This is a genomic window from Syntrophomonas palmitatica JCM 14374, from assembly GCF_001311885.1.
GTDB classification, from domain to species: domain Bacteria; phylum Bacillota; class Syntrophomonadia; order Syntrophomonadales; family Syntrophomonadaceae; genus Syntrophomonas_A; species Syntrophomonas_A palmitatica.
Map to the genome: position 1 here is coordinate 1 of NZ_BBCE01000028.1, position 14,510 is coordinate 14,510.

14 protein-coding genes and 2 pseudogenes are annotated in these 14,510 nt (G+C 45.2%); 2 read left to right on the forward strand and 14 right to left on the reverse strand.

Translation table 11 applies throughout. The annotated features are described in order from the left end of the window. Together JCM14374_RS13830 and JCM14374_RS12280 are read left to right on the forward strand one after the other, a co-directional pair. A pseudogene (locus JCM14374_RS13830) lies at positions 1 to 264 on the forward strand (formate dehydrogenase subunit gamma); the annotation flags it as partial. Positions 265 to 430: 166 nt separating this feature from the next. Next, positions 431 to 1,264, forward strand: coding sequence for a formate dehydrogenase accessory protein FdhE (locus tag JCM14374_RS12280; RefSeq protein WP_054697917.1), 834 nt, complete (start codon positions 431 to 433; stop codon positions 1,262 to 1,264). 242 nt (positions 1,265 to 1,506) lie between these two features. On the opposite strand, the gene JCM14374_RS15875 is transcribed toward JCM14374_RS12280, so the two are convergent. The 14 genes and pseudogenes from JCM14374_RS15875 to JCM14374_RS12345 form a co-directional block, all read right to left on the reverse strand. Further along, positions 1,507 to 2,298 (reverse strand): amidohydrolase family protein, encoded by a 792-nt coding sequence (locus JCM14374_RS15875; protein WP_369397385.1) that lies wholly within the window; start codon positions 2,296 to 2,298, stop codon positions 1,507 to 1,509. Further along, positions 2,265 to 2,798, reverse strand: a complete 534-nt coding sequence (locus JCM14374_RS15880) for an amidohydrolase family protein (protein ID WP_369397386.1) — start codon at positions 2,796 to 2,798, stop codon at positions 2,265 to 2,267. The genes JCM14374_RS15875 and JCM14374_RS15880 overlap by 34 nt, the downstream gene beginning before the upstream one ends. 46 nt (positions 2,799 to 2,844) lie before the next feature. Beyond that, complete coding sequence (locus tag JCM14374_RS14960) at positions 2,845 to 2,991, reverse strand: hypothetical protein (protein WP_242848997.1); 147 nt, start codon at positions 2,989 to 2,991, stop codon at positions 2,845 to 2,847. Further along, the gene (locus JCM14374_RS12295; protein ID WP_054697923.1) at positions 2,988 to 3,503 is read right to left on the reverse strand and encodes a class II aldolase/adducin family protein; all 516 of its coding nucleotides are present in this window, start codon (positions 3,501 to 3,503) and stop codon (positions 2,988 to 2,990) included. The genes JCM14374_RS14960 and JCM14374_RS12295 overlap by 4 nt, the downstream gene beginning before the upstream one ends. Positions 3,504 to 3,616: 113 nt before the next feature. Continuing rightward, entirely contained in the window at positions 3,617 to 4,630 is a 1,014-nt protein-coding gene (mtnA, locus tag JCM14374_RS12300; protein ID WP_439646079.1) for an S-methyl-5-thioribose-1-phosphate isomerase, read from the reverse strand. Beyond that, a complete protein-coding gene (mtnP, locus tag JCM14374_RS12305) occupies positions 4,630 to 5,421 on the reverse strand; it encodes an S-methyl-5'-thioadenosine phosphorylase (RefSeq protein ID WP_054697929.1) in 792 nt (263 codons plus the stop codon). The genes mtnA and mtnP overlap by 1 nt, the downstream gene beginning before the upstream one ends. A gap of 34 nt (positions 5,422 to 5,455) precedes the next feature. Then, entirely contained in the window at positions 5,456 to 6,703 is a 1,248-nt protein-coding gene (gene ftsY / locus JCM14374_RS12310; RefSeq protein ID WP_083454090.1) for a signal recognition particle-docking protein FtsY, read from the reverse strand. A 92-nt stretch (positions 6,704 to 6,795) separates the two neighbouring features. Next, entirely contained in the window at positions 6,796 to 10,371 is a 3,576-nt protein-coding gene (gene smc, locus JCM14374_RS12315; RefSeq protein WP_054697932.1) for a chromosome segregation protein SMC, read from the reverse strand. Positions 10,372 to 10,529: 158 nt separating this feature from the next. After that, complete coding sequence (locus JCM14374_RS12320) at positions 10,530 to 11,615, reverse strand: elongator complex protein 3 (protein ID WP_054697935.1); 1,086 nt, start codon at positions 11,613 to 11,615, stop codon at positions 10,530 to 10,532. Next, positions 11,612 to 12,334: a ribonuclease III gene (rnc, locus tag JCM14374_RS12325; RefSeq protein WP_054697939.1), complete on the reverse strand. Its 723-nt coding sequence runs from the start codon at positions 12,332 to 12,334 to the stop codon at positions 11,612 to 11,614. The genes JCM14374_RS12320 and rnc overlap by 4 nt, the downstream gene beginning before the upstream one ends. Positions 12,335 to 12,337: 3 nt before the next feature. Beyond that, positions 12,338 to 12,583: an acyl carrier protein gene (locus JCM14374_RS12330; RefSeq protein WP_054697942.1), complete on the reverse strand. Its 246-nt coding sequence runs from the start codon at positions 12,581 to 12,583 to the stop codon at positions 12,338 to 12,340. Between the two features lie 117 nt (positions 12,584 to 12,700). Beyond that, positions 12,701 to 13,664: pseudogene (gene plsX, locus JCM14374_RS12335) on the reverse strand (phosphate acyltransferase PlsX). A 90-nt stretch (positions 13,665 to 13,754) separates the two neighbouring features. Further along, positions 13,755 to 13,925, reverse strand: coding sequence for a 50S ribosomal protein L32 (gene rpmF, locus JCM14374_RS12340; RefSeq protein WP_054697946.1), 171 nt, complete (start codon positions 13,923 to 13,925; stop codon positions 13,755 to 13,757). 15 nt (positions 13,926 to 13,940) lie between these two features. Beyond that, the gene (locus tag JCM14374_RS12345) at positions 13,941 to 14,444 is read right to left on the reverse strand and encodes a YceD family protein (RefSeq protein WP_054697949.1); all 504 of its coding nucleotides are present in this window, start codon (positions 14,442 to 14,444) and stop codon (positions 13,941 to 13,943) included. Positions 14,445 to 14,510 lie beyond the last annotated feature (66 nt).

Sequence of the window (14,510 nt, forward strand, 5' to 3'; positions counted from 1 at the left end):
CTGCTGGTAATCTCCGGCTATATCATGTGGTTCCCGTCCTTTTTCTCGGCGGGGCTGGTACGGGCAGCCTATCCTATTCACGACCTGGCTATGATCTTTGCCACCTGCATGGTCTGCATGCACGGCTACCTGGGTTCCTTCCACCCCGGTTCGGGCGAATCCTTCTGGGGAATGTGGAAAGGCACCGTCAGAGAAGACTGGGCTAAGCACCACCACGCCATATGGTATGAAGAAACCTATGGCCAAAAAGCGGATGCTGAATAAGTCTGTTTGATTTCGTACCATAATAAAGGGGGGGAAATATTCCCCCCTTTTATTTAATTAACCACAGATAGACATTGGTATGTTTAAATATATATTATATTAATTAATTGATTATTAACCAGTGTTGATCTGTGGTTCATTAAATAAATATTAAGGAGTGAGCAGGTTGTCTGAACATAAACCATCAGTACAGCTTCCCGAAGGATATCTGGAATTCTATCAGGACCTGGAAAGCTGGCAAAATGAAGAAGCAATTAAACTGGCGAAAATTTATGAGACACCTAAATATGATATTATAAAACACCTGAAGAATAGTAAAAAACCCCTGCTGCAGGAAGTTAATAATGGAATCGAAGCAGAACAGTTAAAGGATGTTTACCATCGTTTACTGATATTTTTGCAGGATGCTCGTCCTGCCATAAGCAGCGATCTGTCTGTTTTTATTAAACGTATAGACGATATTGATTTTAAACAGGTCATCGATGCTTTCTGTAAGGCCGATTATGAATACCTGGAATCCCTGGCGGCTGATTTCACTACCAATACCGATCTGTTTATTTTTACTATCGATCATGCCATTAGACCATTTTTTAGGATTTTCGCCAGGTCTTATCAGGAAAACCTGCGAGACTTTGAATTCTACTGGGATATCCCTTCAATCTGTCCGGTTTGCGGAGCCAAATCACATATATGTCACCTCAGCTCCGATGAAGGTCAGCGTATTATGTTCTGTGACCGCTGTTTCAGCGAATGGAAAGTGCGTTATCTCTCATGTGTTTATTGCGGGCATGACCGTCCCGGTGATATTAATGTTATTAAACTGGCTGATGACCCGGCATACCAGATATATGTATGTGAGAAATGCAAAGGCTATTTAAAGACCTATGATAAACGTGAAAATGAAGGGCGTTCTGTAGATCTCTATATTACTAATATTGAAACCATCTACCTGGATATGCTGGCTCAGGAAAAAGGATATACCAATCACGATGAAAATTAATAAACGCGGATAAAGCAGATTTGATTGGCCCCCAAGCCAATTTGAATGCCCATTAAATTATATGTATTTACGATTTGTTCAGGCTTGTTCGTCGTATAGTCACTGTATTCTGCCTGACCTCCCCAGCGTAATTCAACTTTAAACCGCATATGAACTGAAAATAAAAAAGGCCAACGAAAAGCCATATTTCGTTGGCCCTATAATTTATATTATCTGTGTAAATGTGCGTCTCTTGCTAATACTTACGAATTTGCCAGCCGGGCAGCCGCCTTTTTAGCCTGCTCCAGGACTTCTGTTTCGTCGAAGGTTAATATCCGGCGGTCTTCCATTACTATAGTGCCGTCAATTATTACCGTTTCCATATCGCTGGCCTGGGCCGCATATACTATATTAGCAACAATATCGTAACGTGGAATCATATGGGCCGCATTCAGATTCATAAGAACCAGGTCCGCTTTCATACCAGGCCGCAGCTCCCCGATTTCCTGTTCCAGGCCCAGGGCTATTCCCCCATTGCGGGTAGCCATCTGCAAAGCCTGGTAGGCCGGAATAACGGTGGGGTTCATTTTGTTTACCTTATGCAGGAAGGCACAGGTGCGCATTTCCTGCAGCATATCCAGATTATTATTGCTGGAGGCGCCATCAGTACCAAGGGCTACCGGTATCCCAGCAGAGAGCATTTCCGGTACTGGCGCGATACCGCTGGCCAGTTTCATATTGCTTTCCGGGTTGTGCACCACGCCCACCTGGTATTTTCGTAAAATGGCAATGTCTTCTTCATCTACATGCACGCAATGAGCCGCTACTACCGGGCGCTGAAATATTCCGCATGATTCCAGGTGTTTTACCGGAGTTAGCCCGTATTGATCGATAATGTTTTCTCTCTCAACCGCAGTCTCAGCTATATGTATGTTAAGGCCCAGACCAATTTCTGACGCCATATCGGTAACCCTTTTTAAATAGTCGGGCGGGCAGGTATAAGGTGCATGAGGACCTAATTTTACCTGAATGCGGTTACGTTCACGCGATGCCATTTGCCTACAAGTTCCCGGCTCTCGGTAATAGCCAGCTCTGCCGACGGCCCTATTCCAACCATACCCCGGGATAAAACGGCGCGGATTCCTGATTTAGCGACAGCTTGAGCGGTTTCATCCATAAAGAAATACATATCCATAAAACAGGTTGTGCCTGATTTGATCATCTCCGTAACAGCCAGCATCGTACCCCAATAGACATCCTCACCCGTAAGTTTGTCTTCCATGGGCCAGATTTTAGTCTCCAGCCATTCCATTAAAGGCATATCGTCAGCATAGCCGCGCAGCAAGGTCATGGCCGCATGGGTATGGGCATTTACAAACCCCGGGAAAACTACACGGTTTGTTCCGTCTATTACTTTATTATAATTACCGGAGGGTGCTGTTCCTTTTCCGATATCCTTTATAAACTGCCCTTCAATTATTAGATATCCCTTTTCAATAAAGTCTTGCTCTCCAGTCATAGGAATAATGCTGATATTATCCAGTAAGATGGTCATCTTCGATTCCTCCTCTATATATAACACCACATTATCGGCAATAATGTTAACCCTTGGCCTTCTCCTGTCCGTAATCCTTAAAACTGCGGTTAAGATGACGAACATCATCTGCGTTTAACGAATGAGGCGGCCCGAGAATTCTGGCATATATGGCAATCATGGCGCTTCTTTCAGTTATATAACATACTTTCAAGGCATCATCATATTATCGCCCAGAGCAACCAGCCCATGATTAGCCAGCAACACCGCCTTTTTATCATTTCCTAGGGTTTTTAGAGCGTTGTCAGCCAATTGATCAGTTCCGCAGTGAGCATATGCAGCCACCGGGACTTCATGTCCGACTACCTGTGCGGTTTCTTCGATAAGGACAGGAATATTTTTCCTGGCTACCGCAAAAGCACTGGCAAATGGGGCATGGACATGAACGATAGCATTAACTTCGGGACGCTTGCGGTAAATCTTCATGTGCAGAGGACTTTCAACCGAAGGTTTATATTGGCCTTCTATCACCTTTAAATTAAAGTCCACGACTACCAGGTCCAATGCTTCCATAGCTGCATAGTTCATGCCGCTGGGAGTAATAATCAGCCTTTGTTCTCCAGGCGCCCGCATGCTGACATTACCCCAGGTGCCGGTAACCAGATTGGAACTGAATATTTCCCGGGCAGCATTAAGCACCTGCAGCCTCTGCTCCTCGTAAGCCACACTTCATCCCTCCAGGTTTTAATTAGACACAGACAACTATAATTAGCCAATCCGCTTTTGCTTAGCCGGTTAGTGCGGCATCTAAGTCCGGGTTGAACCGTAACCTCTTAACTTTATAACCTTCCTGCGAAAGGCGGTTTTATTACTCCTTTTTCGGTAATAATACCAGCAATCAATTGGTGCGGGGTTATATCAAAAGCAGGATTATAGACATCAACTTCCGCCACGGTTGAGTAAGTACCGCGAAACTGCCTTACCTCATTAGGATCCCGCTCCTCAATGGGAATTTCCTTGCCGCTGCCTATGCCAACGTCTATGCTGGAATACGGTGCTGCCACATAGAAGGGCAGTCCGTGATACGATGCCAAAACCGCCAGACTATAGGTGCCTATTTTATTAGCGGTATCCCCGTTACCTGCTATCCGGTCAGCGCCGACAATCACCGCATCCACCAGACCTTTTTGCATGACAAAACCCGCCATATTATCAGTTATCAGCCTTACTGGAATTTGATCGTGCATTAGTTCCCATATGGTCAGCCTGGCTCCCTGTAAAACCGGTCTGGTCTCACAGGCCCAAACCAGCTGAAGTTTACCGTATCGGGCCGCCGAACGCACCACTCCCAAAGCGGTCCCGTAACCACAGGTAGCCAGGGCTCCGGCATTACAGATGGTCATGATCCTGCAGTTATCATTCAGCAAACCCCGGCCATTTTCTCCTATTGCCCGGTTTACTTCTATATCCTCCTGCAGCATTATATAGGCTTCTTTCAGGAGAACCGCTTCAAGTTTTTCTTTATCAGACTGTCCCTGCGATGCAAAAACTTTATCCATCCTTTTTAAAGCCCAAAAGAGGTTCACAGCTGTGGGACGAGTAGAGGCCAAGAGCTTGCGTTTCTCCTGATAATAGTCACGCAAGCCGGAAGCAGAGCCGGTGTAACTCTTGACGGCTAAGAACAGTCCGAAAGCAGCGCTTACCCCAATAAGCGGAGCTCCTCTTACTGCCATATTTTTTATAGCCGCTGCTACTTCATCAGCAGTATGGCACTCAACATATTTAATCTCCTGCGGCAGCCGGTTTTGATCGAGAAGAAATAAAACCGGTTCTTCATAATACAGAGTCCTTATCATTTCATAACTCCGGGCTCATCGAGGATGCGCTGACAATCGCAGCCCGGATGGTCTGGAATGTGTTTTAAGGCAGCAGTCAGAATCCTCCTGAGATTGCCCAGGCTGCTGCTCATCATCTCCAAGACCTCGCTGTGGGTTAATACTCCCGGTGAAATACCAGCCGCAAAATTAGTAACTATCGAAATATTAGCGTAACAGATTCCCAATTCCCTGGCCAGGCACACTTCAGGAACACTGGTCATTCCCACCAGGTGGCCTCCCAGCAGCTTGTACATAGCTATCTCAGCAGCTGTCTCAAAACGGGGTCCGTCTGAACATACATAAACCCCGCCATTATCAATCTTAATACCGCTTTCTTCTCCGCCCTTTACCAGGGCCTGACGCAGTTCAGGGCAATAAGGTACGGTCATGTCACAATGAACCACACCATATTCTCCGCCCTCGTAAAATGTTGAGAGACGATTGCGCGTAAAATCCAGGAACTGATCCGCCAGGACAAACTGTCCCGGCTTAAAGTCAAAATGCAGCGAGCCTACCGCAGCCGTACCGATAATATTCGCAACTCCCAGTTTTTTTAAAGCCATGATGTTGGCGCGGTAATTTATGAGATGCGGGGGCACACTGTGTTTTTCCCCGTGCCGCGGAATAAAAGCAATTTCTATCCCTTTATATCCCCCGCAAATGACCTTTACACTCCCATAGGGGGTATCCTGTACGACTTCCCGGGCATTTTCCAATAAATATGGATCATAAACGCCTGTTCCCCCAATTATTGCTGTCTTAATCATTTATATAACACCTCCCTATGTGCTTAAACCTATTCTATTCTTCATCTTCCATATCTTCAAACAAGGCGGCGGCAAAAACTTCCGGTTCAAAGTCCCGTAAATCATCCATCTTTTCTCCGATACCCACCAGCTTGACCGGCAATTTTAATTCCCGGGCAATGGCCAGGACTATACCACCTTTGGCGGTACCGTCAAGTTTGGTTAAAATTATACCGGTTACACCCGTGGCTTCTTCAAATATTCTGGCCTGGCTAATGGCGTTTTGTCCTGTACAAGCATCCAGAACCAACAGCACTTCATGAGGCGCGCCGGGGATTTCCCTTTCAATCACTTTGCGAATTTTACTGATTTCTTTCATTAAATTGCTCTTGTTTTGCAATCTTCCGGCGGTATCAATAATCAGAATATCCGCTTTTCTCGCCCGCGCCGCTTGAATGGCGTCAAAAACCACCGCTCCCGGATCTGCTCCCTCCTGGTGTTTGATCAGATCTACTCCCACCCGGTCAGCCCAGACCTGCAGCTGGTCTATGGCTGCAGCCCGGAAGGTATCGGCAGCGGCCAGGATGACCTTCAGTTTGTCCTGTTTGAATCTATAGGCCATCTTCGCGATAGACGTAGTCTTTCCTGCTCCATTTACACCCACAACCAGAATTACTATAGGACGCTCATCAGGTATGTTCAGTTCAATCTCTCCGGCCTGGAGCAATTCACGAACCTGTTCCTGAATAAGATCGCTCACCTCTGATGAATCATTTATCTTCCTCTTGCGGGCTGTGTCACGAACCTTTTCTACCAGTTCCACCGAAGTATTAACGCCTACATCGGCTTCAATCAGTATTTCCTCCAGTTCCTCCCAGAAATCTTCGTCTAACTTCTTATTGCTTTTAACCAGAGTGCTGAGTTTTTCGCTTATATTTTTCCTGGTTTTGCTGAGACCCTTTTTAAAGCGGCTGAATATGCCCTTCTTCTCCTTAGCCTCAAGTTCAAAATCGTCTTCTAATAATTCGTTATCTTTTTCATCTTCCTGCAGCAATTCTTTTTCAGTGGTCCTCTTCTGCATAATGCGGCTGAAAATTCCATTCTTGTTTTTAGAGCCTTCTCCTTCAATAGAATCTGATGCTGCTGGTTTTGCGCCGTCATCTTGTGGTTCTTTTGCAACCATTTTCAAATTAGTGTTTTCATCCTGGTCCGGCGCATTTTCTTCATCAACTATATCAGAGGGATAATCCTGTTCCGCCAGGTTCGATTTTAAGATCTCTTCCTTTTTCTTTTTCTTAAACATATCAAAAAACCCATAAATCAATTCCCATCCTGTCATAATTTATTCGTAACATAATCAATTCAATAAAATTCTTTTATAATCTGTGACCTAATCTACCCGGCAATACTATCAATCTGCCCCATTTCCAGTGAAAAAACCTTCGATATTCCTTTCTCCGGCATAGTCACCCCATAGACCCTTTCTCCAATTTCAATAGTGGCCTGGCGATGGCTAATTATTATAAATTGCATGCTGCCGGACATTTCTTTGATAAAATGGTTAAACCGGGCCAAATTAGCATCATCAAGGGCTGCATCCACTTCGTCAAACAGACAAAAAGGGGCAGGATTCAGTCTGAATAAAGAAAAAATGAAGGCAATACAAGTTAGTGCCCTTTCTCCTCCTGAAAGGAGATTAAGGTCCTGGTTTTTCTTGCCAGGTAGTTTGACTTGTATCTCTATCCCGGCCTCCAAACGTTCCTTACCCTCTTCTACCCGCAAAGCGGCCTCACCGCCGCCAAAGATCTCTTGAAAAGTACGGTTGAAACTCTCATTGGCCAAAGTTAAGAACTGCGCAAAGTTTTTTAACATGAGTTTTTCGGTTTCAGTCAGCAAAGAACTTAATGAATCACGGGCTGCAGTTAAATCCTGATATTGCTTATTTACGAATACAAAACGATCATATTGGGTTTCATATTCGCTGATGGCTTCCAAATCTACTGGTCCCATCTGTTCTAAAAGCTCATGCAATTGTTCCACCCGTATTTTTATTTCGCGAATTTGCGGATGGGAAGGCAGCGTTATGTCTGTTGGCCACGGTGTTCGAAACTTTTCTTTCCATCTCTGATCTAAGGCGTCCAGTTCCATATCCAGCCTGGTTATCGCCATTTCCAGGCTTCTGATCAAGCTGAACAATTCTTCACTTTTGGTCTCCAAAGGCTCCAGGTTTTCCTTTTTTTCACGTACTGTCTTACGATATTCCAACAACAAATTACGCAAAGACATTATCGCTGCTTTATGGTTTTCTAATAATTTCTCTTTTTCAACCATAGCAGTCTGCAGTTTGTTAAGCCTGGCGGACTCAGCCTGCATTTCTTCCCGCAGGCGCTGCCCTAAGTTCACCGCTTCCTGGTAAGATTCCTCATAAGAGCGTTGCACCTGTTTGAACTGTTCAATATTCTTGGCGTGATTATCCAATTCGCGTTTTTTCATAGTTAGCTGCTCCTGCATAGAAAGCAAACGTTCCTGACTAAGTGCTAATTCACGTTCGCATTTTTCCTTATTTTCCCGCAGTGCTTCCAAGTTGCGCCCAGCCTCTTCACTGTTGCTTGCTAACTCTTCTTCCCTGCCCAAAAGGGCATTACACTCTTGTTTGGAATCAATTATCTCCTGCTCCAGTCCTGCTAACTGCTGCAGATATTCTTGCACTCCATCGCGGTTATTTTTAATCTCACGCAGCAGGTGGTCTTTTTCTTTTGCCAGCAACTCCTGACGGTATTCATTTTCCATAATCCTGCGGGCCAGCTCTTCCCCTTGCAGATCAATGTCTTTAATTTCTTTTCTTATAATTTCGCAATTCTTACGATATTCTTGCTGTTTCTGCTGGTTTTCTTCCTGCAAGACCAGCAGCCTTTTCTGTTCACCCCTGCGTTGCAAGGGCCTGGTACCGTCGTTTTTCGGCTTGGACCCTCCGCTCACCGCTCCCCCGGGATTTATAAGGTCTCCTTCTAAAGAGACTATTTTTATCGGGTATGACAATCCGCGGAATAAATCAATTCCAGCCTGCAGCCCTTCGACGACTACTACCCGGCCTAACAGAAAGTCTATTGCCGGTTGAAAGCGTTTTTCACAATTGACCAGCCGGGACGCCAAACCTAATACTCCAAGGCGGCCGCATATTTCTTTCACTGCCTTCTCCGGCGGTGCTGACGCCTTTAGAATATCCAAAGGCAAAAATGTAACCCTCCCCAGTCCATGATTTTTTAAGTATTCTATGGCCTGTTGAGCATAGTCTACCTTTTCCACAATAATATTTTCCAGGCCCCGGCCTACGGCCACTTCCAACGCAAATTCCAGACCCGGCGGAACATCTATTACCTCTCCTGCCACGCCCATAATCCCAGGCAGTTCTTTTTTGCCAGCAGCGGATAGAACTGCTTTTACTCCCGGTGAATAACCGCTGTAGTTTTTTTGCAATTCAGCCAGAGCCAGCAAATGCTGCCTGGTTTGCACGGCTTCCTCTTCAATCTGTCTTAACCGGGTTTCATATGCAGCGCTTTCCTGAAGCTTTATTTGACGCTGTTTTTCCAGGTCCCCTTTCTGATTTAACAGTTCATCCATGCAGCTTGCAGCCTCTTGATGTTTAGTTTCTAGTTCATCCAGCCTGTTTTTCAATTGTTCCAGTTTGTTTTTGCCATCCTCCATACGATATGATAATCGTGCTTTTTTTTCCTGCAGCTTTTCAATATGCCCTTTTACCGCAGACAATGTATTTCGCACCCGGCTTTCTTCCTGGACCAGTCCAAAAACGATTCCCTTCTGGGTTTCGAACTCCTGGAGGCAGCGGGTAATTAAATCCTTAAGTTCTGCGGTTTCCGCCTGAATATTACTATACTCCTGGCTCTTAACCTGATAAGCCTGGATTTCATCATCCCACTCATGTTCCTGCGCCGCTAAATCCCGAACAAGATTTTCCAGAATTTTGCTGTATTTGTTAGCGTCATCTTCTGCCGCAGTGATTCTCTCCTTACGGTTTTGCAGTCTTTCTGCTGTTACTCCCAATTCGCCCCGCAGGTTGGAAATTTCCCTTTCCAGAACAGATTGTTCATCCTTTTGTTCCTGCAGCTTTAACTCGCTCTCGCGCAGGTTAGTTTCGTCCTGAAGGAGTTGATCACGCAATAAATCAATATCGTTCTTTAGGCTGGATAATTCCTTTTGACGCCCGGTAAAATCTTCTTGTTTGCGATCCATTTCACGTTGCAGCCGGGAGCGTTCAAAGCAGAATACAGCCTGTTCTTTTTGCTGGTGTTCCCGGGATAAATCCAGCCACTGCCGGGCTTTATCAGCCTTAATCTTTAATTCATCACAACGCTGTTCCAATTCCGCCATTAAATCAGCCAGGCGCAGTAAATCCTGCTGACTGTTTTGCAGGCGACGATTGACTTCATCGCGCTGCTGCCGGTATCTGAAGATATTAGCGGCCTCCTCCAGCATTAATCTGCGGTCTATCGCCTGTCCGTTTAAAACCAATTCCAGTTCACCCTGATTAATGATCGAGTAGCCTTTTTTGCCTAAACCCGTACCACTAAACAGTTCGTTTATATCCTTCATCCTTACACGAGTACGGTTTATAGCAAACTCGCTTTCGCCGCTGCGGAATATCTTCCTGGCCACGGTTACTTCATTATAGTTAACCGGCAAGACATTATCGCTGTTATCCAAAGTCATTTCCACCAGAGCCAAACCCTGGCTTCTTTCCTTGTCTGTACCGGCAAATATGACATCTTCGCTCTTCTGGCCTCTTAGATTCCGGATGTTGGCTTCGCCTAAAACCCAGCGAATGGCGTCGACTACATTGCTTTTTCCGCAGCCATTCGGACCCACGATTACATTAATCCCCGGTCCCAGCTCAATTTCAGTTTTATCCGCAAAGGATTTAAAGCCTTTTATATCAAGGCGTTTCAGATACACTATGACCCTCCCGGCGGTTTTTCCTGATTCCTTCAAATCACTATACCGCTTTTAATTATCTGCAAAAAGTATTCTTCCATTTTCTGTTATTTTCCTGCTTGCGGTTCGCAGATTATGTAATTTTTATATTGTATCCGGCTGGATTGGGATATTCTGCATCATATCTGACATAATTCAAGATATTCAGTGCGGTTTAATACCAGGAGCGGATTTTCACAATCATGAAGAGAAATTCCTATATTCCCTTTGGCTACATTGGGTGATGGTCTGATACTAAGATCAGCCAGATGAAAATACCTTTGGAGATAGTGCAGGTTTCTGCGCTTTTGTCCAATCATACGTGAAAGGTCACGAGGGTGTACCAATATGCTTAAACGATCGGTTTCTTGTCCTGTATTAATGTATTTGTTTAATAGAAGTTGTGCCTGCTCTTTAAACAACTCCTGTTCCACCAATTCACCGAAAGCGGGATGAAACGGACCTGCTATCACCACCCCATCACTTTGCAGGTCTTCTCCCGGATATAATCCCATGCGGATAACATTAATGCCTGCCTTTTCAAACTGTACCAGCATGTCTTTACACCAGTTGACGGCTTGTTCCAGGCTTAAAGCCTGGTAACGCCCGCTGTAATAGAATTCTGCCAGGGTGGTTCCCGCCAGAACCAAAGTAGGATAAATACGAACCATGTCAGGTCGCAGTCTAATGGCTCGTTGACACGTGCTTAAAGCCTTATCATGATCATCTCCTGGCAAACCTATCATAAGCTGTAAACCTAGTCTTAGGCCTGATTGCTTTATAAGATGACAAGCTTTAGAAACATCAGTTGACTTGTAACCTCGACCGGATGCTTTTAAAACCTCATCGCTGAGAGACTGAACTCCCAGTTCCACGGTCTTAACCCCTTTGGTTTTGAGAAAGTCAAGCACAGCCTTATCGATATAATCGGGACGGGTTGAAATTCTGATACCATGCACCTTACCATTTTGTAAAAACGGCTGCACCATATCAAGATATCTTTCCTGCAGTTCCCTGTCCAGGGTAGTAAAGCTGCCGCCGAAAAAGGCAATTTCAATTTCTTTATCATCCCCGGAAATAGTTGCCAGGTGCTTCTCAACCAGTGCGGGAATTTCTGATGGTTTATAGGCCTGTTCCTGGTTGGTAATAGTTCTCTGATCACAGTAAATACACTGGTAAGGGCAGCCTAAATGGGTAATGAAAATCGGTATATTATAATGTTTCATCGAGGTTTATCCTGATCCCAACCCAGACTGGCCAATATGTTCTTATCCTGCAGTACCTTTTCGGCTGCGTTTTGTTCAGCTTCCTTCTTGCTTTTGCCCTCACCCGCGGCCAGCAAACGCTCCTGATAAAAAACCCCGGCCGTAAAATTCCGCGAATGAGCCGGACCACTCTCTTCTAATATGGCATAAGTAACATTTTCCCGGGTCTTGCCCTGTACCAATTCCTGCAGCCTGGATTTGTAGTCATAATAATCACCCTGAGCGGCTTCCACAATAGTCGGTTCCAGGTACTTTAGAATAAATTCACGTGCGGTTTCAAAACCCTGGTCGAGATAAATAGCCCCGATAACAGCCTCAACCGCGTCTGCCAGTATGGATTTTCTTTTGCGGCCGCCGGACATTTCCTCCCCACGCCCCAGAAGAAGGTAATGCCCCAATTCAATAGTGTAGGCTACATTGAGCAGTGAATTTTCGCATACCGCCCGTGCTCTGATTTTAGTAAGCTCACCTTCGGCCTTATTTTGATAATGTTTGTAAAGATACTCCGCCACCACCAGGTTTAAGACCCCGTCACCCAAGAATTCCAATCTTTGATTATTTGCCGAACTGCTTCTTTCCTGAGAATACGATGGATGGGTCAGGGCCATTGACATTAAGCCTTCGTCAACAAAATTCAAACCATTATCCTGTAAAAAAACGCCGGCTGGCTTCCTTTTCACGGTTCATTTTCCTACCTCTTGCAGATAGCTGTACAGCGCGGTTACCAGAGAACCGAAACTAGGATAGTTTTCCAGGTCTTCCTCAGGAAACTCCACATCATAAATGTCTTCAAGTGCCATAATCATTTCCACAATGTCAATGGAATCGGCTTCGATGTCTTCAAACGTAGTTTCCATCGTAATCGTCTCAGGCTCAAGCTCCATCTGTTCAGCCATAATCTTTCTCGCCAGTTCAAAAAACTCCTGCATCACCTTCACCTCCAAGTAATTAATACCCACAGATTTACACAGATGTGAACATCAGCGTTTAATCTGTGTTCATCTGTGGCCAGTAGTTCTTATTTGGTTCTCCGCTGAATTATTCCTTTATTCCGCCAGAATTTTTGCAAGCTGGGCTTCCTGGCGTTCTACTATACGGTTTTTCACGCAATTTTCCGCAATGCGTAAGCCGCTGGCGACTGCTTCCCGGCGTGAACTGCCATGACATACTATGCTGACGCCTTTCACTCCCAGCAGGGGAGCTCCGCCGGTTTTAGTGTAGTCAAATCTCTCCAGCCCAGGTGTTTTAGCAGCTGTTTCCCTGCCGAGCAAACGAATAAAGAATAAACCCAGCCCTTCGATAGATTTAAGAACGATATTACCCACAAAACCATCGCAAACTACTACATCAGCCTTTCCGGCAAAAAGCTCGCGTCCTTCAATATTACCGGAAAAGTTAATTCCCTCCTGGTTTTTCAGGAGGGCATAAACCTGTTGTGCCAGGTTGTTGCCTTTGCCTTCTTCTTCACCATTATTAAGAAGGGCTACGCGCGGTTCTGATATTCGAAGAACCGTCTGCGCATATACACTGCCCAAAACAGCAAACTGGAGCAACTGTGCCGGTTTACAGTCCACATTCGCCCCTACATCTATTATTAAGGTATCATGATCGCCGCTTCCCGGTAATGAAGCCACTATAGGCGGCCGTTCTATCCCGGACATCCTCCCCAGGATAAAAATAGCGGCGGCCATTTGCGCTCCGGTGCTGCCGCAGGAAAGAACCGCATCAGCTGCCTTCTTTATGCAGGCTGCTGGCCACTACTATTGAAGCGTCTTTTTTCCTGCGCAAGGCCACCGCAGGCGATTCATCCATGCCTATAACTTCAGAGGCAGGTACAATCGTGAGTCTTGACTGGTCATAGCTTAAGTTATTCAATTCGCTTTGAATTATTTCAGGTTTTCCTACCAGCAGAATCTGATTCTCCTCTTTTTCCTGCAGCCATTGTACAGAACCTCTTATTACCTCACCGGGAGCATGGTCTCCACCCATAGCATCAACAGCGATTATCATAAAACAACCTCCTGAAAAACAAAAAGTAAGCTACCAGTCTCATACCAAGACTATATCTTACTTTTTGATGCCTGATAGTAATTTCACTTTTTACATTACGCTTTTGCCCTTATAAAAACCACAAACCAAACAAGCCCGGTGAGGCATCTTCAGTTCATGGCACTGGGGGCATTCAACCAAGCCGGGTTTATCAATTTTTCTCCATTCTGACCGGCGTTTGTTCTTGCGCGCATGTGATTGTCTCCTCTTAGGAACTCCCACAGCCCAGCCTCCTTCCTAGGTATAATTCTTCAGTTTTTCCCAGCGCGGGTCAATGATTTTCTCCTGGCAGCTGCATTGGTCCTGATTGCGATTCTGGCCACAGACAGGACATAATCCGCGGCATCCCTCTTGACATAACGGAATGAACGGAATTTCCGTGAAGATAATCTCGTAGACCAGAGGCTGGATATCGACTTCATCCTTAACCAGAACCAGCATATCATCTATAACCCTGCTCTCTTGATTCTGCTCCTCTTCTACAATATCGAAAGCCATTTCCGCTTCAATATTATAAATGAAATCTTCCAGGCACCGCGAACAAGATAGTTTTAAGCTGGTATAAAGTCTGCCCAGGGCTTCATATACGGTATCGTTGTCGCGAATTACTATATCTACCCCGATAATATCTGCAAAACAAGCCCCTATATCTTTTATCAGCGAGTTGTCGCCTGGTTCTTCCAGGTGAAAAGAGACGCTTTCCCGAGGATGAAGTTTCAGTGTCTTAAGATTAAGTTTCATATTAACCTCTCTTAAAAAACACCAGCAATATTATATTCTTCTCCATCTATTATTGTCAATGTGTAC